Genomic DNA, 21,940 nt, shown 5'->3' on the forward strand with positions numbered 1-21,940 from the left:
TTAATTCCTTATCTTGTTTTTATGTAATTGTTTATAGAGTAGCCAAGCCAGATAGCCACCCAAGGTATTGGTCCACAAATCATCAATCTCAAAGACTCGATTAAAATCAAAGAAAAAATCTAAGACCAACTGCGTACACTCGATTCCAAGACTAACTAAAAAACTGAAAAGAAGGACCCTTTTTGTTTTTCTTAAACTTGGAAAGAGATAGATAAGTTGGAAGACCAGAGGAAAAAGCAAGAAGACATTGAGGATATTTTGTAAAAAAATCCAATATAATTGTCCCATATCACTCACTTCGCCCAGTTTCCAGAAAGAATTGAAAGGAGTCAAAAGAAAAACCAGGCGTCCAAGATGCTGAATACCTGGAGTTTCCACTCCCACAGGAGAATGTTCTTGAGGAGTAAAACAAAAGTAGACGATACAAATGCTATAGAAAATGACTCCCCAGACCAAAATATGATTATGAGTTTTCTTTATCATTAAGGATTGACTGCTGCGACTGCTTTCTGGCGGTCACGTTTCATTGTATTAGAGCGCAATTGTCCACAAGCTGCATCAATATCTGTACCATGTTCTTGACGAACAACACAGTTGACCCCTTTTTTCTTAAGTGTATCATAGAAGGCCATGACGCGCTCCTTAGGACTACGACTATATTGGTCATGCTCACTGACTGGGTTATAAGGAATCAAATTGACATAAGACAATTTCTTGATATTCTTGAGCAATTCAGCCAACTCAAGAGCCTGTTCTACACCATCATTGACTTCATTGAGCATGATATACTCAAAGGTTACACGGCGATTAGTTGTTTCAATGTAGTACTCAATAGCTGCAAAGAGTTTTTCAATCGGAAAGGCGCGGTTAATCTTCATGATGCTTGAGCGCAATTCATTGTTAGGTGCGTGAAGGGAAACGGCAAGATTGACCTGAACTCCTTCATTAGCAAAATCACGAATTTTATGGGCCAAACCTGAGGTTGAAACCGTGATATGACGAGCACCAATGGCCATTCCCTTGTCATCATTGATGGTACGAACGAAATTCAAGACATTGTTGTAGTTATCAAAGGGCTCACCGATTCCCATGACAACGATATGGCTGACACGCTCGTCCTGACCACGTTCGTCGAAGTATTTCTGAACCAGCATGATCTGCGCTACGATTTCCCCATTATTGAGGTCGCGTTGTTTCTTGATCAAACCAGAGGCACAGAAGGTACAACCGATATTACAGCCGACCTGAGTCGTCACACAGACTGACAAACCATAGTGTTGACGCATGAGTACAGTCTCGATCAACATACCATCAGGCAACTCAAAGAGATATTTGACAGTACCATCAGCAGACTCTTGCACAATACGTTGTTTTAAGGGATTGACTACAAATTGATCATTGAGCTTAGCAATCAAATCCTTGGAAAGGTTGGTCATTTCTTCAAATGATTGCACACGTTTACGATAGAGCCATTCCCAAATTTGATCTGCACGGAATTTCTTTTCTCCCTGCTCCAATACCCATTCCTGCATGGTTTGACGTGTTAAACTATAAATTGACGGTTTCATTTCTTCTCCTTATTCTCTACTCACTTCTGACGAATGACAAAATGACGTTGCCCCTTGTCCTCTTTCTGAGAATGCTGGTCTTTCTGACGACGTCTATTTTTCTTATCTGCATTCGGTTTTCGTTTGGTTTGAGCCTGTTTCTTCCCTTTTCTAGAAGGCGTTTCTTCTTCCTTCTTACGCATTTTCTTGTCAAATGATGCTCGCTTAGGGGCTTCATTTTCTAGGACAAAATAGGCACAACCATAACTACAATACTCTAAAAGATAGTCTTGTAAACGACTGATTTTTTCAAGATTTTCCTCTGTTCGGTCATCCTTGTAAAAACCTCGTAGGCGAAGCTGTTCATTACTCCAGTCCCCCACGATATAATCAAACTTAGTCAAGACTTCTGAAAAACGCTGATTAAAAGCCGTCACATCAAAGGCATCCTTGATATTTTCAACCAAGGAAAAAGCTATCCCTTCCGTTTCGACCTTGTCCCCATGTAAATGGAACTCAGGACCAGGAAACTTGTTATAGTTGTATAATTCAGGTGCAATTTCTTTTCGCATAGATATCCTTTTTCCACGATTACTTAATACTTTATTCTACCATAATTTCTAGCAGTTAGCACGTTTCTCATAAAAATGAAAAAAGTCTGACGATTTCGTCAGACCAAAATCATATAACCTAAAAAAGAGAAGAACAATTCTTCCCTCCATATACCATTATTTAGCAGCTGCGTACAACTCATCTACTTTGTTCCAGTTGATGACTGAGAAGAAAGCTTTGATGTAGTCAGGACGCACGTTACGGTATTTCACATAGTAAGCATGTTCCCAAACGTCCAAGCCCAAGATTGGTTTTTTACCTTCTGAGATTGGTGTGTCTTGGTTTGCTGTTGAAGTCACTTCAAGTTTACCTTCTTTATTGACAACCAACCATGCCCATCCAGAACCGAAACGAGTTGTTGCTACTGCAGTGAAGGCTGCTTGGAATTCTTCAAATGAACCAAATGTTGCATCGATTGCTGCTGCAAGTTCTGCTGATGGAGCTGTTTTTTCAGGAGTCATCAATTCCCAGAAAAGAGCGTGGTTCAAGTGTCCACCACCATTGTTGATAAGTGCTTGACGGATATCAGCTGGGATAGATTCTACATCAGCAAGCAAGGCTTCAAGGTCTTCACCGATTTCAGGGTGTTTTTCAAGAGCTGCATTAGCATTGTTGACATAAGTTTGATGGTGTTTGTCATGGTGCAAGTGCATTGTTTCCGCATCGATGTATGGTTCCAAAGCGTCGTATGCATATGGAAGATCTGGTAAGATAATAGCCATCTGTAATACCTCTTTTTCTTTCTATATGAAAATGATAACGTAAACATTCACTTTTTTCAAGTTTTTTGCTTATAGATAAGGAAATCACTGAAATACTTTCTAATAATACTCTTCTAAAATCTCTTCAAACCGCGTCAACGTCGCCTTGCCGTAGGTATGTTACTGACTTCGTCAGTCTTATCTACAACCTCAAAACAGTGTTTTGAGCTGACTTCGTCAGTCTTATCTACAACCTCAAATCAGTGTTTTGAGCTGACTTCGTCAGTTTCATCCGCAACCTCAAAGCAGTGCTTTGAGCAACCTGCGGCTAGTTTCCTAGTTTGCTCTTTGATTTTCATTGAGTATAAAATAAGCAAATCAGCAAGAAACCCACGACAAGATAATCCTGACGCGGGTTGTAGTTTCAAAAAAATGTCAATTGACCTGACTAGCAATCTGTAAGAGTGCCTTTTCAAAAAGGAAACCTTTTTCATAAAGACCTGTCTTAATCTGATAGTCTGTCTCAATCAAATAGGAAATAGCTTGCTTCAAAAAGCTCAATGAAAGTCCTCTTGAATCCCTCAACGCAAACTTGATTTGATAGGGATTGGGATTGCGTCCGAGAAAGCTACCTAAACTACTTGCAATCTGCGATTCTGTTTGCCCAGACTCCGCCAAAATTTTCACCTGAGTAAAAGTCCGAAATTGTCCTAACATGACTGCAATCAACTTGATTTCATCTTCACCTTGCAAGGTCAAGTCTCTAACCAAATCGCGCGCCTGATCCATCTTTTTAGTCAGAATAAACTGAGTTAAATCAAAAATATTGTCCTGTAAGGTCTTGGGAATAGCGTTAACAATATCCTCTTCCTCGATAACAGAGTCTTCCTTATAGGACTGTAAAAAGAGGAGATTTTTCTGGATTTCACTAAATTGGAAACCAGACTTGATAAGTAGATTTTCAAAGGATTGCCCCACAAACTGCAGACCTTGTTTCTGGCTCCACTTTTGGAAATACTGGCGCAATTCTTGTTCTTTGGCTTCTACTGCGTCAAAAACCTTGGCATCACGCTTAAGTAATTTAACCAACCGCCTTTTGCTATCCAGCTTTCCTTCAGCAAAGATTAACAACTTGGTTGTTGGTGAAGGGTTATCAAGGTATTCCTCAAACGACTTGAGTTCATCATCTGTTAAAAAGCGCTTTTTAGCAGTCGTGATATCGACAAAATAATCCAATATCACGATTTTCTCATCCGCAAAGAAAGGAAGGCTGACTAACTCCAGTTCCACATCCTTGTAAACTACTTCTTTCATGTCAAAGTAGGCAAAGTTGAGGTCAGCAGAATCGTAGCCAATCTGTTTCAATACTTGACTCTTCATAACTTCAAACTGCCCCTGGTCTGTCCCTGTAAATAGGCTCAAGCTAGGTAAATTTGATAAAGTCAACTTCTGGCTTTCTTCAATGGCTAGCATCTTCTCTCCTTTCTTCTGATTTTTAGATTTAATTTAGTCAATATAGCGCAATTTCCCACGGAAATCTTCTAGGCTCTCGTACCCTTTTTCCGACATGATTTCTTTTAGTTCATTGGTAATGCGGTCAAAAGCACCAATTCCTTCTTTGTGAAGGGTGGTTCCCACCTGCACCATACTTGCTCCACAGAGGATATGTTCAAAGGCATCTCGACCAGTCAACACGCCACCTGTTCCGATAATTTGTATTTGAGGATTTAAGCGTTGGTAGAAAGCATGAACATTGGCTAGAGCAGTCGGTTTGATGTACTCTCCCCCAATCCCACCGAAACCATTTTTAGGACGAATAACGACAGACTCATCTTCTATATATAGGCCGTTTCCGATAGAGTTGACGCAGTTGACAAACTTAAGAGGATACTTATTGAAAATAGCTGCCGCTTGGTCAAAGTGAACAATGTCAAAATATGGTGGCAATTTAATTCCAAGAGGTTTGGTGAAGTAGGCAAATACTTCTGTCAAAATCCGGTCTGTTGTCTCAAAATCATAGGCAATCTGAGGTTTACCTGGAACATTTGGACAGGAGAGGTTTAGCTCAATCAGACCACGAAACTCACTCTCTTGGACTTTTTTCAAGATAGTATGGGTTTCCTCTGGAGACATACCGACTAGAGATAAGAAGAAAGTTCGATTTGGCTCTTTTTCTTGCAAATCCAAAAGATAATCCAAATAATAGTCTAAGCCCTTATTCGGCAAGCCCATAGAGTTGATAGAACCAAGTGGAACATCTTGATAGCGTGGCTCAGGATTTCCCTGACGAAATTCCAGGGTTGCTGTCTTAGTGACAAAGGTTCCTGCCGCTGAGTTTTTAACTCCTTCTAACTCCTCTATCGTCATACAAGCCACACCTGCTGCATTCATCAAACAATTGTCAAACTCAAAACCAGCAATTTGTGTTTTCGTTGATACCATGATTCTGATCCTCCAGATTCCTTTTATTGCTAATATTATACCACATTTTCAGATTTTCTCTTTAAGAAAGGCATTTATAAGAAAAACGTTCGTTTTTTATCTACTTTCAAAAAATCCCAAAAACTAAATTGAAAGAATTTTTAGAAAATTTTTGTTTTTTCTCTTTACAGTTAAAAAAAATTCTGCTATAATGACACTCATAATTAAATTAGAATTTAAGGAGAACGATATGACATCTGCTAAAGAATATATCCAAAGCGTGTTTGAAACTGTAAAAGCTCGTAACGGGCACGAGGCTGAATTCCTCCAAGCTGTTGAAGAATTTTTCAACACTTTAGAACCTGTATTTGAAAAACACCCTGAGTATATCGAAGAAAATATCTTGGCACGTATTACTGAGCCAGAGCGCGTGATTTCTTTCCGTGTTCCTTGGGTTGACCGTGATGGAAACATTCAAGTAAACCGTGGTTACCGTGTTCAATTCAACTCAGCTGTTGGACCATACAAAGGTGGACTTCGTTTCCACCCAACTGTTAACCAAGGGATTTTGAAATTCCTCGGATTTGAACAAATCTTTAAAAACGTCTTGACTGGACTTCCTATCGGTGGAGGTAAAGGTGGATCAGACTTCGATCCTAAAGGTAAAACAGATGCTGAAGTGATGCGTTTCTGCCAAAGCTTCATGACTGAATTGCAAAAACACATCGGACCATCACTTGACGTACCTGCTGGTGATATCGGTGTTGGTGGACGTGAGATTGGTTACCTTTACGGTCAATACAAACGCCTTAACCAATTTGATGCTGGTGTCTTGACTGGTAAACCTCTTGGATTTGGTGGTAGCTTGATTCGTCCAGAAGCAACTGGTTATGGTTTGGTTTACTACACTGAAGAAATGCTTAAAGCTAACGGTAATAGCTTTGCTGGTAAGAAAGTCGTTATTTCAGGTTCTGGTAACGTAGCTCAATACGCTCTTCAAAAAGCGACTGAACTTGGTGCAACTGTTATCTCTGTATCTGACTCAAATGGTTATGTCATCGATGAAAATGGTATCGACTTCGATCTTTTGGTTGATGTTAAAGAAAAACGTCGTGCTCGTTTGACTGAGTATGCTGCTGAAAAAGCAACTGCAACATATCACGAAGGTTCTGTATGGACTTACGCTGGAAACTATGATATCGCTCTTCCATGTGCGACTCAAAACGAAATCAACGGTGAAGCAGCTAAACGTTTGGTTGCTCAAGGAGTTATCTGTGTATCTGAAGGTGCCAACATGCCAAGCGACCTTGATGCCATCAAAGTTTACAAAGAAAATGGTATCTTCTACGGACCTGCAAAAGCTGCCAACGCTGGTGGTGTAGCCGTTTCAGCCCTTGAAATGAGCCAAAATAGCCTTCGCCTCTCATGGACTCGTGAAGAAGTTGATGGACGTCTCAAAGACATCATGACAAACATCTTCAACACTGCTAAAACAACTTCAGAAACATATGGTCTTGATAAAGACTACCTTGCAGGAGCAAACATTGCTGCCTTTGAAAATGTAGCAAACGCTATGATTGCACAAGGTATTGTTTAAGACTCATTTGCTTAATCCTCAATCGCTACGATTGGGGATTTTTATGTTGAATCCAAAAAAACTCACCATTAACAGTGAGTTTTAACATCAGAATTTATTTTACTTTCATTAGGGCAGATGACAAACATTCAACAATCTCATCAACTGCTTCATCTATGTTTATAGTTCCTTCATCATTCAACATCATGGGAATAAGATAAGAAAAACTCAATGCTAAGATGTAACGAACAATTCTTTCATTTGACCAATTTAGAATAAGTCCTTTTTCTTTAAATTGATTTAAAACAGGGCTAATTGGTTCTATTATAGATTGAACAATAATATTTCCTAACTGGATAGAAAGATTTTTATCAATAAAAGAACGCCCCAAGAGAATTTTAACATGCATTTGGTTCTCCTGAATGAAAAAGAGCCTATCTCGAACAATACTTTTTAAAAAGAAGGGAAAAGTTTCTTGATCTACTGTGAATTTTTTTTCTGAGAAATCCGCAATTACTTCTGGAATAACCTGTTCTAGAAAAGTAGATAAAATGGTTTCTAAAATACCTTCCTTTGTTTTAAAGTAACTAAAAACAGTTCCTTCTGACACTCCAGCGCGTTCGGCAATAAGGCTGGACGTTGTATTCTCAAATCCCATTTCTGAGAATAATTTTAAGCTTGATAATAATACTCGACGTTGTTTCAAGCTCAAGTTGCTAACTTCTAACGTCTGAGCATACTTTTGTTCTAAACTTTCCATCGCTAACACCTCTCTTCTACTCTCTTACTTTTACGACTTTTTTGCCTCGACTGTGTCCCATTTTCAGACTACGATAGGCTTCTCTAACTGACTTTAGAGAAAAGTCATACACTTGATCAATTTTCAGCTGAACCTTCCCGTCTGAGACCATTTCAGCTAAAGTGCTAAAATCATCATATGTGGAATGTCTCGGACCAGTAAACTGAGCACCTTTTATCATAACATAGGGCGAAGGTACTAATGTCCCAATAGCTGTCCCCTTCAAGCCTAAACTAAAAGCCAATCTAACATAATCAGATCCATAACAATCCAAAAATTTTGTAATAGGCGTTGGACTAGCTGATAGAAGAGCCTTCTTGATATTCTCTTCGTAACTTACTGGTATGGCACCTAAAGACTTCAGATACTCTGCATTTTTCTTACTTGCTATTCCAATCACTGTCGCCCCCTTAGCCACTGCATACTGTACTGCAATACTTCCAATACCTCCTGCTGCAGCTGAAATAATAACAGTATCCCTTGAATTTAAACCGATTCTTCTAAAAGCCCCACCCACAGTTAGAGCAGCTACTCCCATAGTAGTTGCGTGAGTCATGTCGATCATCTCTGGTTTCAATACAATTTCCGATTCATTGACACAAATTTCTGTTGCTAAAGCTCCCCTCTTAGTTCCCAAACCAGGATCGCTAATCATTGTTCCAAACACCTTATCTCCTACTGAAAATCTAGTTACTTCATTTCCAACTTCTGTAATAACTCCAGAAAAATCTCTCCCCACACCTCTTGGAAATAAAGATGATTTAGATTCAAACCAACGACTTGGTTTCCTTAATTTCGTTATAAAAGATAGAAATCGAAGGGGTTTCGCTCCCTCAAAAGTTTTATAATCAATAGGATTTAAACCAACAGCATGAACTTCTACTCTCACCTGATTTACATCCAAGGCTGTAGAGTCGATCTTCAGCAAATCCAAGACCTCTTCGTTACCGAAACGACTGTACTCTATTGCTTCAACAACCATTTTCTTTACTCCTTAATTTCACAAAAATTGAGTGAACACTCATTTTTATAAATTATACTCTTAATTTGTAAGAAAATCAATATTATCGTTTGATAACGATTTATGACATGATACAAATATCCATCATTTCGATTTACCAATATGATTCTTTCAATCTAACTCTCCTCACTTTTAAAGATTCCTTTCCCTTTTTTGCCCCCTGGCACATAAAAATAAAAACCGCTAGTCCTAAGAATAGCGGTTTAATCATGTTTTTAAGCTACTAATGTAGTCGCTCTATTATTTAAGAGTAACTGAAGCTCCAGCTTCTTCCAATTTAGCTTTGATTTCTTCAGCTTCTGCAGTTGCAACGCCTTCTTTAACAAGTGCTGGTGCACCGTCAACAAGTTCTTTAGCTTCTTTAAGTCCAAGACCTGTGATTTCACGTACAACTTTGATAACGCCAACTTTTTTGTCGCCTGCAGATGTCAATTCAACGTCGAATGAATCTTTAGCAGCACCAGCGTCAGCAGCACCAGCTGCAGCAACAGCTACAGGAGCAGCTGCAGTTACACCAAATTCTTCTTCGATAGCTTTTACAAGGTCGTTCAATTCAAGGATTGAAGCTTCTTTAATTTCAGCAATAATGTTTTCAATGTTCAATGCCATTGTTATTTCCTCCAAATATGTTTTAAATTTATAATAGATTTTCGTAGCTAGGCTACGCTGCGTAGCTTAAGATTAAGCTGCGTCTTCTTTGTTGTCTGCAACCGCTTTGACTGCAAGAGCAACGTTGCGCACTGGCGCTTGAAGTACAGAAAGGAGCATAGAAAGAAGTCCTTCGCGGTTTGGAAGAGTTGCAAGAGCAAGAATCTCTTCTTTAGATGCGACAGCGCCTTCGATTGCACCACCTTTGATTTCAAGTGCTTCAGCGTTTTTAGAAAAGTCGTTCAAGATTTTCGCTGGTGCGATAACATCTTCGTTAGAAAATGCTACTGCAGATGGTCCAACAAATACAGATGCAAGATCTTCAAGACCAGCTTTTTCAGCTGCACGACGCAAGATTGAGTTTTTAATCACTTTATACTCAACTTCGCTTCCACGAAGCTCACGACGAAGAACTGTATCTTGCTCAACTGTCAAACCACGAGCGTCTACAACGACGATAGATGCAGCAGCTTTCATTTTCTCAGCTACTACGTCAACTAGTTCCGCTTTTTTAGCAATAATTGCTTCACTCATTAGTGTGTTCACCTCCGTTATTATTTTGCTTGGGGAATTTTTCCAAAAGAAAAACGCGCCCAAACCTAGACACGAAAGTACAATACGCTTCTTTTTACATGATACGTTTTGTCCTCGGTAGGATCCTTATGAGTCGAGCTCCCCTACTGTCTTAGGCAGTTTTTTCAAACCGTATATAAGTATAGCATAGTTAAAAAAAGAATGCAAGATTTTTGCAAACTTTTTTAAAATTTTTTCGTGATTTTTCTTCTAAAGTTCTACTGTCAGGACTTGACCTTGCTTAACTACTGGTTCTCCAGCAATATAGACATCATCTACATCACTGGATTTAACAGCATAGACGAGATGAGAAAGCATATTTTCCTGAGGTTGGAGATGAATTTTCCCTTGTGGTTGAATAACGAGAAAATCTGCCTGTTTACCAACTTCCAAACTTCCTATCTGATGTTCCATCCCTAGGACCTTAGCCCCTTCGATTGTTAGTGCCTTAAGGGCTGTTTCGATCGGAAATTGGCTGGCATCCCCACTCTTCATTTTCTGTAGGAGAGTGGCGATCCGCCCTTCCTCAAACATATCTAGATTGTTATTGGAAGCAACCGAGTCAGTCGCAATTCCGACTGCCACTCCTGCTTTTTGCAGTTGAATGATAGGAGCAATCCCTGATGCCAATTTGAGATTACTGATAGGATTGTGGGCGATAGCCACGTGAGAAGTTGCTAAGCGTTCAATTTCCCTCTCGTTTAGTTCGCCCCCGTGAGCAAAGACAGATGGATGATCTAAGTAACCCAGTTCTTCTAGAAAAGCAAGGGGACGTTTGCCGTAGCGTTTCAGGATAATTCCTGACTCCTCCTTGGTCTCCGCAACATGAATATGGATAGGAATATTCAACTCTTTTGCCATATCTAAGCTTTCTGCCAGCAAGTCTCTACTACAGCTGTAGGGAGAATGTGGGGCTACCATCACCTTGAAATTTGGATTTTTATATCCAATAATTCCCTCAATAATTGTTCGAGTTCTGTTTATCGTCTCAGCAGTTGTCTCTTCCTCTGAAGAAAAAAGAGTCGGTGAGAAATAACAACGCATCTTGGAAGTTTTCACTGCCTGATAAATCTGCTCAATCTCCACTCCATTGGGATTATACATATCGTTGAAGGTTGTTGTTCCTGACTGGAGCATTTCTGTCAGCGCTTCTTTGACCGCCTTGGTAGTCATGTCTGGAGTAAACTCAGCTTCTGCAGGCCAAATATAGTCATTGAGCCATTCATGGAGATTGCTATCATCTCGAATCCCTCGCAAGCCTGTCATAGCAGAATGGGTGTGACAATTGACCAAACCAGGCATAATCCAGGCTCCCTGATAGTCTATAATCTGCTCAGCTTTCTCTAAAATCTCTGACTTCTCTTGACCAACATAGACGATTTGAGAATCCTTAACAGCTAAGATTCCATTCAGATAAACATGGAAGTCTTGATCACAAGTCACGATATTTACATGCTGATAGACTTTCATTCTAGGCTCCTTTTCTAAAAGACAATTTATACTCAAATTCAAACCACGTCAGCTTCACCTTGCCGTAGGTATATGTTACTGAGTCTTATCTACAACCTCAAAGCAGTGCTTTGAGCAACCTGCGGCTAACTTCCTAGTTTGCTCTTTAATTTTCATTGAGTATTACAGTGAACAATTTTTCTAGCTATTGTAACAAAAAAGTCACCCGAAGGCAACTTTTTTCGTCCATAAAATTTCAAAATAGAAAGGATTATTCAGAGATAAAAGCGGCAGCTTTTTGCATTTGGTAATACTTGCCTTTTCTAGCCATGAGTTCCTGATGGTTCCCATACTCAACAATGTCGCCATCCACCAAGACAAGAATCAAATCTGCATCCTGAATGGTTGACAAACGGTGGGCAATGATAAAACTTGTGCGCCCCGTCATGAGTTTAGCGAAGGCATCCTGTACTAGCACTTCTGTCCGTGTATCAATGGAGGAAGTCGCCTCGTCTAAGATAAGAATCTTTGGAATAGCTAGAAAGACTCGTGCGATGGTCAAGAGCTGGGCTTGACCAACAGAGAGAGATTCTCCTGCATTTTCCAACTTGGTATCGTATCCCTGTGGCAACTGTTGGATGAAAAAGTCTGCATTGGCTGCCTTTGCAGCAGTAATCACTTGCTCCCGACTGGCATCAGGATTCCCAAAGGCAATATTGTCATGAATGGTCCCTTGCTTGAGCCAGGTCTCTTGGAGCACCATGCCAAACTGCTGTCTCAATGATGCTCGGGTATAATCATAAATAGATTGCCCATCTAACAAGATATCTCCTGAATTAATAGGGTAAAAACGCATGAGGAGATTGATAAGAGTTGATTTCCCAGCACCTGTCGGACCAACGATGGCTACCTTGCTACCAGCTGGAATATCAATAGATAAATCCTTAATCAAAATCTTTTCAGGATGGTAGCCAAAAGAAACCTGTTTAAAGGAAATGGCCCCCTTCACCTGGTAACTGTTCAAGACTTCCTTGCCTGTTTCAGCCACCTCAGGACTTTCTAAGACAGCATAGACACGCTCTGCACAAGCTAAAGCACTTTGCAACTCGGCTAGAACTGAAGAAATATCGTTAAAAGGTTTGGTGTATTGCTGAACATAGTTCAAAAAAGTCACTAAACGTCCGATGGTCAAGGTGGACCCCATCATGATACGATAAGCTCCTACTCCAGCAAGAAGAGCGTAAATGAGCGCGTTGACAAAGCGGGTCGAAGGATTAACCGTTGAAGAATAAAAGATGGCTGACTGAGAATAGCCTGCGTAATTGTTATTAGCCTCATGGAGCCTTTGGATAAACTCTGTTTGAGCATTAAAAGACTGTATAATAGTCTGCTGGCTAAGCGATTCTTCAATCAACTGAGTCTGAATGCCCCTCGTCTCTGTTTGCTTCTGGAATAGATGATAAGAGCGTTTGGCAATAAAGCGTGAAATTACCATGGACAGTGGTGTCAACAGCAAGACCAAGAGGGTCATGAGGAGGTGAATTTGAAGCATGGCTAGGATACTAACCAAAATCATTAAGACACCAATGAAAAATTGGTTAAAAATCATGGTCAAGCCGGCTGCCAACTGTTCTATGTCTGTGGTCACACGACTGACCATCTCTCCACTGCCCTGCCGATCCACAAAAGCAATCGGTAAACGATGGAGCTTATGGATGATTCGCTCTCTCAAGTCTCTGGTATAAGAGAAGATTAGGCGATTATAAAGAAGAGGATTTGCCCATTGTACCAGTGTATTTCCTATGACCACCAAGATCATCTGGAGGAAAATCTGCCAAAAAACTGGTGAAGAACCAGCCACTAGGACTTGGTCGATGACCTGCCCAATCAGAATAGGTAGGTAAATCGATAAGCCAACTTGGGCAATAGTTCCTAGAAAGACTAGGAAAAGGAGGAAAGGATGACTGGCTAAATCTATGGCTAAACGTTTGAGCGTCTGGTTTGCAGTTTGTCGTCTCATATTAGTCCTCCTTTCCATGTTGGGATGCATTGATTTCACGATAAACTTGACTAGTTTGCATCAATTCCTCGTGCTTGCCAATAGCTAGGAGCTCACCTTTTTCCAAGAGGAGAATCTGGTCAGCCATCTGAAGTGTCGAAGTCCGTTGAGAAATCAAGATTAAGCTCGTATTTGGCAGATTTTCTCGAATAGCTTTCAAGAGCTTGGACTCGGTGATGGTGTCGAGGGCCGAGGTCGCATCATCTAGGATAAGGAACGGAGCTCGGCGCAAGACTGCACGTGCGATAGACAGCCTTTGTTTTTGCCCACCTGAGAAATTTCGACCTCCTGCCTCAACAGTGGCATCCAAGAGACCTTCCTTTTCACTGACAAAATCCTTAGCTTGCGCAATCTCCAAGGCCTGCCAGAGCTCTTGATCAGTCACTTCGTGATTTAAACCTAGAGTCAAGTTGGAACGAATGATTCCCTTAAAGAGTTCGACCTTTTGGGGCACATAGGAAATCCAAGACCGCCACTGCTCAAGATTAAGAGGACTACGTCCATTTCTATAAAGGTCAATGCTCCCCTGGTCTGCTGGATAAAGACCAAGTAATACTTGTACCAAGCTTGATTTACCAGAACCCGTCCCCCCAATGATACCAAGGATTTGCCCTTGCTTCATATCAAAAGAAATGTCTCTCAAAGAAGGCTGAGCCGCATCTGGATAGGTAAAGGTCAATTCTTGGACTTGTAAAACCTCCTCGCTGGTAGCTTGCTTTTGTTCTAACTCTGAATGGATATCTTCTGGCTCTTCATCAAAGACTTCCTCGATTCGCTTGGCTGAAATATAGGACTGGTTGAGGGAATTTATCAGCATGGCGAGCTTGACCAATTCCACTAAAATCTGCAAGAGGTAGTTGATAAGGGCAATTAGGGCACCTTGACTGAGTAAACCTCCTTGAATAGAAATATAACCCTGCCAGATGATGACGAGAAGAGTTCCATTAACAATCAGATAGGTCAGAGGTGTTAACAAACTAGACCAGAAACCTGTTTTTTCTTGCAATCTGGCATAGACTTGGTTAAGGGTTTGAAAAATCTGTAACTCTCGTTTTTCTTGTCCAAAAGCACGAATAACCCGCATGCCTTGTAATTGCTGGCGCGTTTCCTGAACCAGCTGGTCCGTTTTCTTTCTGAGACTACTGTAGAGAGGATTGACCAGTCGAGAGAGGCCTACAATGACGATTGTCAAAATCACAACCATGACTAAGAACCAGAAAGTCAGCTCAGACGAGATGCGATAGGCCATAAAAATGGCTCCAAAAACGATAATAGGTGCTCGCAAAAAAAGGCGTAGGAATTGATTGATACCAGTCTGAATCTGATAGGTGTCCGAAGTCAAGCGAGTCACCAAGCTAGAAGTTGTCAGACGATCTCTGCTGTTCTTGGGTAAGGAAAGAATATGACGATAAAGGTCGTCTGTCAGTTCTTTGGCAAAACCAACCGCTGCCTTGGCTGAGTAAAACTGGGCTACCAAGGCCACTAAAACGCCAATCACTGCAAAGATAAGGAGCAGGCCAATCTGCATCCAGAGGTGTCCTTGATCTCTCTGGGGCAAGGATTGGTCAACAATCCCTGCGATCACCATGGGAACAAGAAGCTCAAACACAGCTTCAAGTAACTTGAACAGGGGTGCCAAAATTGATTCTTTGATGTAGGGTTTAAAGTATGATAATAAGTGTTTCATAAATCCCTTCTATGCGTATTCTGGAAATGAAGAAAGTGGGGATCTCCCACCCTCTGAATTTTATTTGTTTAAGTATGGCAATAGATAGCCATATCCTGCTTCGTCCATCTCATCCTTGGCTACAAAGCGTAAGGAAGCAGAATTGATACAGTAACGAAGGCCACCTAACTCCCGAGGTCCATCTGTGAAAACATGACCCAAGTGAGCATTGCCTGACCGAGAACGAACTTCGATTCGCTCCATTCCATGACTCAGGTCCTTGTAGTAGTGAATCAACTCTTTGGAAATCGGACGGCTAAAACTTGGCCAACCACATCCTGATGCAAACTTATCCTTGGCAAAAAAGAGTGGCTCCCCCGTCGTAATGTCTACATAAACGCCCTCTTCAAAAGTTTGGTCATAGGCATTGGTAAACGGCGCCTCTGTAGCAGCTTCTTGGGTAACACGATAAGACTCTTCAGTTAAGCTTTTCTTCAACACTTCTTGACTAGGCTTTTCATAGTTAGCTGCGTCAATCAAAGGCTTCTCAGCATCGGTCACATCGATATGACAGTAACCGGAAGGATTTTTCTTGAGATAGTCTTGGTGGTAGTCTTCAGCCAAAATATAGTGGCGCAGTTCCTCCACTTCTACTGCAATCTTTCGCCCAAGCAGGCGCTCCTGCTCCTGCACCACTGTGTAGATAGTTGACAAGTCTGCTTCATCCTGATAATAAATCCCAGTTCGATATTGGCGACCACGGTCATTCCCCTGCTGGTTAATAGACAATGGATCAATGACACGGAAATAATAAAGTAAAATCTCTCTGAGTAATACTGTCTTCTCATCATAAATCACTTGAACCGTCTCTGCATGGTCTGTTTCCTTGATTAGTTGATAATTGGTCGTTTCAACTTGCCCATTAGCGTAGCCAACACTGGTCGCTAATACGCCTGAAATTCGTGAAAAATACTCCTCTAGGCCCCAAAAACAACCACCTGCTAGATAAATTTCTGCCATCTTCGTTTCTCCTTTATCAAGTTTTTAACTAAACTTCTTTTCAAAAAAAGGATAGGAAGCCCTCTGGTCGAGAGTTTCCCCATCCTATCTTCTATTCTTTATTTTGCTTCAACACGGACACCTTGGGTATCAACTTTCAAGTCATGCAGTTTTCCTTTGAAGGGTTGCTTTTCCAATTCTGCCTTAATCCTTGGCATCTTGTCATGAGAAGCCAAAACCATAACTGTCGGCCCAGCACCAGAGAGGTAGGTTGCATAGGCACCATTTTCTTTGGCTACTTGCTTAATGGTTGCAAATTCTCTCACCAAGTCCTGACGATAGCGCTCATGAAAGAGGTCTCCCTCGATTGCTTGCCCAGCTGTTACCATATCTCCTGCCAATAAGGCTGCGACAGCTACATTGGCGATAGAACTAGCAGCGACAGCTTCCTTGTAAGATAATTTCTTAGGCAAGACACCACGGCTATCTCGAGTGCGTAATTCATAATTGGGAATATAAGCCAAAAAATCACACTCGGGGAAGTCTGCCACAATCACTGAGACTTTCCCTTCAACGGAACTTGCAATAACGAGATTTCCATAGATGGCTGGAGCCACATTATCAGGATGTCCTTCAATCTTGGTCGCCAACTGCAACTTTTCATGGTCTGACAAGTTGAGCTTGCCTAGTTGGTTGGCTAGTTCAATCCCAGCAACAATAACCGAGCTAGAAGAACCCAGACCACGCGCCAAGGGAACATCACTAGTCATTTTCAAACGTCTTGGTTGTAAATCTGGTACAATTTGCAAAGCGATTTTGAGCAAGAGATTACGCTCGTCATGGGGAATCCATTTGCCAATCTGGTGTTCAATCAGCCACTCATCTCGTTCTTCGCATACCTCAATTTGAAGATACTTGGTTACAGCTACACCGACCGAGTCAAAACCTGGCCCGATATTGGCACTGGTTGCAGGTACAATAATCTTCATCTTATTCTCCTAGCACCTTGAAGGTATTTAAGAGGTCGAACTCTGAAACCTTCTTCAATTCAGCTGAGACATTTTCAAGCTGGGCTTTATTAATCTTGTGTGTGATGATCACAACACGCGCCTTGTCACCATCTTTTCCATCTTGGAGAATTTGCTTGAAGGAAATATCTTGGGCATTAAAGATTTCAGCCAATTTCAAGACCTGACCTTTTGAGTCTGGCGCCAAGATTGAGAAGTAGTAATTTGCTTTGACATCTTCTGGATTTGCCAAGACCAAGTCACGGCTGTATTCGTTGAAGTCTTTACCGATGGTTCCATCATTCAGGCGACGAACGATACGGACAATATCTGCTACAACACTTGTTGCAGTTGGTTTTTGACCAGCACCTGGTCCGTAGTACATAGACTCGCCGATACCGATAGATTCTACAAAAACAGCATTCATTACGCCATTCACACTGGCAAGTGGGTGCGCTTTAGGTAGGAAGGTTGGAGTTACTTCTGCAGCAATACCTGAAGGAGTTTCTTCGATTGAACCAACCAATTTCACTACATAACCCAAGTCTTGGGCTACAGCTACGTCTTCTGGTGTGATATTGCGGATTCCCTTGTGGGCCACGTCGTCAAAAGCGACCTTCATGCCAAAGGCAAATTGACTCAAAATAACCATCTTGTAGGCTGCATCAATCCCATCCACGTCATTTGTCGGATCACTTTCTGCAAAACCAAGTCTTTGCGCTTCTGCAAGAGCATCGTCGTAAGACCATCCTTCTTCCACCATCTTGGTCATCATGAAGTTGGACGTTCCATTGACTACACCAAGCACGCGCGTGATTTTATCAGAAGCCAAGGAATTTGCTAAAGTACGAAGAATTGGAATACCACCAGCTACTGCTGCTTCGTAGTAAAGTGCTACCTTATTAGCTTGAGCGATTTCTAACAATTCTGCACCATGGACAGCCAAAAGGTCCTTATTGGCAGTCACAACATGCTTTCCAGCTTCCAAGGCACGAGTGATAAAGGTTTTAGCAGGTTCGATACGTCCCATCAATTCCACTACGATGGTAATATCTTGGTCTGATAAAATATCATCCACATTGGTTACAAAGTTAAAGTCATTCCCTGCTGCAAGCAAGCGATTCTTTTCATCTTCATCCTTGACCAATACCTTGGCAACTTCAATCTCTGAATGTGCTGATTGATTGATTTTTTCTCCATTTTCCTTTAGGAGGAAAGGCACACCACTTGCAACGGTACCAAATCCTAGTAAAGCAATTTTAACTGTCATGTTTGTCTCCTCGAAATTTTCTAATATAGCCATTATAACAGAATTTTGTGAAAATTCCTATTATAGTAAATCACTATTTCATTCTAGAAAAGAAAAAACGAATCTGATGATTCGCTCTTCTTAAAATCTAGAAATAGCTTTCCAGAAATGATTATCCAATCTTTTGCAGATTAATCACCGCATCGTGATTCATCAAGACTTGACCATACTCTTGCAAGACTGAACGACTGATGTCACTATCATCCGCAAACTCGCGCATACGGGCCAAAAGCCAAGCTGGATATGGACTTGGATGATTTTCAATATCCACTAAAATGGTCAAATAATAGCGCTCATTCATCTTGTAGAGTTCAGAAGTTTCCATTTCAAAAGTCACTGTCTGGGCAAAAGCTACCAAGTCAGCCAACTTTGCAAAAGAAAGGATGTAATAGATGTAAGGCTCTTTCTTGCTTTCAACTTCTTGTTCAACCTGCTCTTGCTCTTCTTCCTTGGCTTCGACTTGCTCTAAAGATTGAATCGCTTCGATATCATCCTTGGTTTTATCTGCGATGCTTTTTTCCAGGGTTTTGATAAATTCATCTGGCGACATTTGAGCCAATTCTTCCATATCTGGTAAATCCGATAAGTCTTCAAAATCTAGATTTTGGTCAATCTTTGACTTGGTTACAAAGACATCTACCTTATCAGGTTTTGGAGTCACACGGAAGCTCAACATACCTGTATCTAGAAAGCTATCAGGCATCTCTAACTCATCCAAGATAGCATAAAAGAACTCTTCTGTTTTTTCTTGAGGAACGAGAAAGTCAGCAATCTCCATTCCTCGATCCATCAAATCCTCTAAAGACATCGTGATTTTCAAAGTTGTATCACTAATTTGTTTCATTTTCATTGCTAGTAACCTCATACTTTCAGTTCTATCTATTATACTAGATTTTTACGATTTTATCAAAAGAAGGCTCCTCTGTCGGGATAGATTTTCCATAGGGTAACTTCTGTAGAAGACTCCAAAAGAAAATTTCTGCAGACAAATAGAAAAAGCCTTCAAAATCGGCTCTTAGCCAACTTTGAAGACATGATACATCAGAATCCTTATAATTTAAAGGTTGCTACACCGAGGATTGAGCGATTTAAGTTTCGAAGAATTTGAAGACTTTGCTCAAACTTCTTATAACGAGTCACTCCGTACTCTTCAACAAGAAGGACTGTATCTCTTTCCAAAAGCGATGGCACATCTTGTAAATCGACAAAATGCATTCCTTTTAAAGACTCTTGATTTTGTTTCAATTTATCTAGGATAGCTTTGTTTGAGCTAACGATGGTCAATTCCTGTCCAGCATTTTTGTATGACAAGACATCTGCTAGGTTGGCAATTGTTGTAATCTCTGTTACAAAATCAATTTGATACTGAGAAAAATCACCTGCTCTATTGATTGTTGGATTAAAGAGATAAACCAATACATTTCCCATCACAACCAAAATCACACATATTACTCCAATAACAGTTAAACGGAGAATCAAATTCTTCACATTTAATCCAAGCGCTGTCTCACCATTTGCATTCAATTCTTTAGAGTTGATGGTTTCCAATTTTTCAATTTTTACATTTGCATAAGTGTGTTTAAATTTCTCAATCAATCCATCAAATTTTTTCTCCAACAAATCATTGACATCTTTACTTGGTGTCAAAATTTTCACACCAACCCCTGCATCGTCAATCATATAGTAGACGGTCAATTTTTTCCACCAATAGTCATTCGTTGAATTTTTCAAGGTTGTTTCTGTCGTATCCAATTCACTGGCCATTTTTTTCAACTCACTGGGCTCTACATCATTGAAAAGATAAGCTCCATTCAAATTCCCATCAATCAATTTCCCATAAAAATCACTATAACCACCAATTTGATGATTCAAAATCGTTTTGGCTGAGTCTTCTGGAGGAGTGATTTTATAGCTAAGATAAGTTGAATAACTTGTTGTATCTTTGACAGTATTTTTATTCCTAACTGCTTTAATTGTAAATGGTACAGCAATAAGAGCAAATAAAGCGATGAGAGCTAAAATATTTGCTTTTCGTTTTTTGTAAAGATTTGCAAACAAATCAGCTACTGAATAATGTTCAAACATGATTTTTTTCTCCTTTGTTTAGTAGATACTGGTTTTCTTTTGTAAGCATTTTTGCTACGAATATAATCACAAGAACAATTCCCCAGAATTGCATTGTAAATAGATTGAAGAAACTTTCTGAAAAGCTACTTCTAGGCATAAAGAATAGATTATTCAAGATGAGTAAGGACAAGGCAAATAGGATTGTTCTAGAGCGATAGGCTACTTGCAGCATGGCTATGAATAACATACCGAGTAAGAGACTAAGTAGAAAGACTCCTATCATACCATAGTCTGTATACAACTCCATGATATAACTACTTCCGATACCATGTCCTTTCAAATATTCCTTGTTCAAAACAAGATAGGATAGATTGTGAGCATAACTATTACTATCAATAGCCAATTCCACACTATTGGTGGTATGCTCAAAGGCTTTTCCTCCGAAAATAGCCCCCAAACTTCCCCTTGCAAAATAATCAAGAACAGGACCAAAAGTAAAATTACGGAAATCTCGGTAAGGTAAGCTACTGTTAAATAGAAAACCTCGAGCCAAGACACCAAAACTAGTCCCTTGTTTATAGATAAAGTCAAGTAAGATATCCCAGAAACCTGTATGGGAAACTTGAACATTATCCCGTACATAATTGAGCACTCCCATCGCTAACATGAGAATAGGAGAACCTACAAAAATCGCTAACTTTTCTTTAAACCCAATCCATTTTCCTTTTTCAGTTTGCTCTCGCATAAAGTAATAAACAAAAGCAAATAAAATACTTAAAATAAAGGGATTTCGTGTCCCGATTGCCAAATGAATAGTATTAGCTGCAATAAAGGAGACAAGAACTGCTGTTGCCTGCCATTTCTTTGGCTTGGTTGCCAAATACATACACATTGCGTAGACCGTAAAGGTTGATAAGATATAGGTAAAATAAGGAAGTTTACTTTCAAAATTTGCATAGTAGGCATAGTAGGAAGTCTGCAAGCGATACAGGAGTCGTTCAAATAATCTAATGAAATAGAAAGGATAGGTTAGAAGAAAAACTCCTAGTGATACAAAGCGTAACCGCTTGATATAAACCTCTTTTAGAGAATTTCCTATATTTGGTACTTTTATTTTCTTCCTAGCTATGAAGTAACGAGCCAGGACACCTCCGATGGTCAAGCCCAGAATCGAAACCATGACAACTATAAAGGCAAAACGATAGGCTATGGGATGATAGGTATCCAAAGCGCCATCTCTAAAATAATCAATGGTCGGCCTTGATACCAGAAAGACAAAAATAGTTAAAAAGAAAATAAAATGGATTAAGTAATACTTGATATCATTCCAACAAGCAATTAAGCTACTAACCAGTAAGAACAATAAAGTAGAAAGCAAGCTAACATTGTTATTATTAAACAGATACACAATTCCACTTACTAGCGTCAAGGCATAGCTGACTATGGTCAAACTAAATAATAATCGTTTTCCATCAATCACTTGCTC

Annotated in this window: 20 protein-coding genes and 1 other annotated feature; of the genes, 1 reads left to right on the forward strand and 19 read right to left on the reverse strand. The window is 40.2% G+C overall.

What is annotated here, in order from left to right:
- From N8L33_RS00945 to N8L33_RS00970, 6 genes are all read right to left on the reverse strand, one after another.
- Nucleotides 1–483, reverse strand: coding sequence for a VanZ family protein (locus tag N8L33_RS00945; protein WP_261058049.1), 483 nt, complete (start codon nt 481–483; stop codon nt 1–3).
- Nucleotides 483–1,568, reverse strand: coding sequence for a dual-specificity RNA methyltransferase RlmN (gene rlmN / locus N8L33_RS00950; protein ID WP_000804762.1), 1,086 nt, complete (start codon nt 1,566–1,568; stop codon nt 483–485). Before rlmN ends, N8L33_RS00945 begins: the two co-directional genes overlap by 1 nt.
- Before the next feature lie 20 nt (nt 1,569–1,588).
- Nucleotides 1,589–2,119 (reverse strand): YutD family protein, encoded by a 531-nt coding sequence (locus N8L33_RS00955; protein WP_261058050.1) that lies wholly within the window; start codon nt 2,117–2,119, stop codon nt 1,589–1,591.
- Nucleotides 2,120–2,275: 156 nt separating this feature from the next.
- A complete protein-coding gene (gene sodA / locus N8L33_RS00960) occupies nt 2,276–2,881 on the reverse strand; it encodes a superoxide dismutase SodA (RefSeq protein WP_112443483.1) in 606 nt (201 codons plus the stop codon).
- Between the two features lie 414 nt (nt 2,882–3,295).
- Entirely contained in the window at nt 3,296–4,333 is a 1,038-nt protein-coding gene (gene holA / locus N8L33_RS00965; RefSeq protein WP_060805633.1) for a DNA polymerase III subunit delta, read from the reverse strand.
- Nucleotides 4,334–4,366: 33 nt separating this feature from the next.
- Nucleotides 4,367–5,302 (reverse strand): dihydroorotate oxidase, encoded by a 936-nt coding sequence (locus tag N8L33_RS00970; RefSeq protein ID WP_060805634.1) that lies wholly within the window; start codon nt 5,300–5,302, stop codon nt 4,367–4,369.
- Between the two features lie 229 nt (nt 5,303–5,531).
- Between N8L33_RS00970 and gdhA the strand changes: the two genes are divergently transcribed.
- Complete coding sequence (gene gdhA, locus N8L33_RS00975; protein WP_070842577.1) at nt 5,532–6,878, forward strand: NADP-specific glutamate dehydrogenase; 1,347 nt, start codon at nt 5,532–5,534, stop codon at nt 6,876–6,878.
- A gap of 94 nt (nt 6,879–6,972) precedes the next feature.
- Here gdhA and N8L33_RS00980 read toward each other — a convergent pair whose 3' ends face one another.
- From N8L33_RS00980 to N8L33_RS01040, 13 genes are all read right to left on the reverse strand, one after another.
- Nucleotides 6,973–7,617 carry a TetR/AcrR family transcriptional regulator gene (locus N8L33_RS00980; protein ID WP_261058051.1) on the reverse strand — a complete coding sequence of 215 codons (645 nt, stop codon included), beginning with the start codon at nt 7,615–7,617 and terminating at the stop codon, nt 6,973–6,975.
- A gap of 16 nt (nt 7,618–7,633) precedes the next feature.
- Nucleotides 7,634–8,638 carry an NADP-dependent oxidoreductase gene (locus N8L33_RS00985; protein ID WP_261058052.1) on the reverse strand — a complete coding sequence of 335 codons (1,005 nt, stop codon included), beginning with the start codon at nt 8,636–8,638 and terminating at the stop codon, nt 7,634–7,636.
- Between the two features lie 279 nt (nt 8,639–8,917).
- The gene (rplL, locus tag N8L33_RS00990; protein WP_001196965.1) at nt 8,918–9,286 is read right to left on the reverse strand and encodes a 50S ribosomal protein L7/L12; all 369 of its coding nucleotides are present in this window, start codon (nt 9,284–9,286) and stop codon (nt 8,918–8,920) included.
- 72 nt (nt 9,287–9,358) lie between these two features.
- Nucleotides 9,359–9,859, reverse strand: coding sequence for a 50S ribosomal protein L10 (gene rplJ, locus N8L33_RS00995; protein WP_001287277.1), 501 nt, complete (start codon nt 9,857–9,859; stop codon nt 9,359–9,361).
- 38 nt (nt 9,860–9,897) lie between these two features.
- Nucleotides 9,898–10,033: a sequence feature (ribosomal protein L10 leader region), on the reverse strand.
- 75 nt (nt 10,034–10,108) lie between these two features.
- Nucleotides 10,109–11,368 (reverse strand): TRZ/ATZ family protein, encoded by a 1,260-nt coding sequence (locus N8L33_RS01000; RefSeq protein WP_261058053.1) that lies wholly within the window; start codon nt 11,366–11,368, stop codon nt 10,109–10,111.
- Between the two features lie 250 nt (nt 11,369–11,618).
- Nucleotides 11,619–13,367 carry an ABC transporter ATP-binding protein gene (locus N8L33_RS01005; protein ID WP_261058054.1) on the reverse strand — a complete coding sequence of 583 codons (1,749 nt, stop codon included), beginning with the start codon at nt 13,365–13,367 and terminating at the stop codon, nt 11,619–11,621.
- A 1-nt stretch (nt 13,368) separates the two neighbouring features.
- Entirely contained in the window at nt 13,369–15,093 is a 1,725-nt protein-coding gene (locus N8L33_RS01010; protein ID WP_261058055.1) for an ABC transporter ATP-binding protein, read from the reverse strand.
- Nucleotides 15,094–15,153: 60 nt separating this feature from the next.
- On the reverse strand, nt 15,154–16,092 hold the full coding sequence (gene msrB / locus N8L33_RS01015) for a peptide-methionine (R)-S-oxide reductase MsrB (RefSeq protein ID WP_261058056.1): 939 nt from the start codon (nt 16,090–16,092) through the stop codon (nt 15,154–15,156).
- 98 nt (nt 16,093–16,190) lie between these two features.
- Nucleotides 16,191–17,060: a homoserine kinase gene (gene thrB, locus N8L33_RS01020; RefSeq protein ID WP_261058057.1), complete on the reverse strand. Its 870-nt coding sequence runs from the start codon at nt 17,058–17,060 to the stop codon at nt 16,191–16,193.
- A 1-nt stretch (nt 17,061) separates the two neighbouring features.
- Nucleotides 17,062–18,348 (reverse strand): homoserine dehydrogenase, encoded by a 1,287-nt coding sequence (locus N8L33_RS01025; RefSeq protein WP_261029838.1) that lies wholly within the window; start codon nt 18,346–18,348, stop codon nt 17,062–17,064.
- A gap of 151 nt (nt 18,349–18,499) precedes the next feature.
- Nucleotides 18,500–19,237 carry an adaptor protein MecA gene (gene mecA / locus N8L33_RS01030; RefSeq protein WP_261053894.1) on the reverse strand — a complete coding sequence of 246 codons (738 nt, stop codon included), beginning with the start codon at nt 19,235–19,237 and terminating at the stop codon, nt 18,500–18,502.
- A gap of 200 nt (nt 19,238–19,437) precedes the next feature.
- The gene (gene tarQ, locus N8L33_RS01035; protein ID WP_261058058.1) at nt 19,438–20,472 is read right to left on the reverse strand and encodes a teichoic acid biosynthesis protein TarQ; all 1,035 of its coding nucleotides are present in this window, start codon (nt 20,470–20,472) and stop codon (nt 19,438–19,440) included.
- Entirely contained in the window at nt 20,465–21,934 is a 1,470-nt protein-coding gene (locus tag N8L33_RS01040) for an O-antigen polysaccharide polymerase Wzy family protein (RefSeq protein WP_060805606.1), read from the reverse strand. Before N8L33_RS01040 ends, tarQ begins: the two co-directional genes overlap by 8 nt.
- Nucleotides 21,935–21,940: the final 6 nt, after the last annotated feature.

The sequence above is a fragment of the Streptococcus mitis genome (genome assembly GCF_946188695.1).
GTDB classification, from domain to species: domain Bacteria; phylum Bacillota; class Bacilli; order Lactobacillales; family Streptococcaceae; genus Streptococcus; species Streptococcus mitis_DF.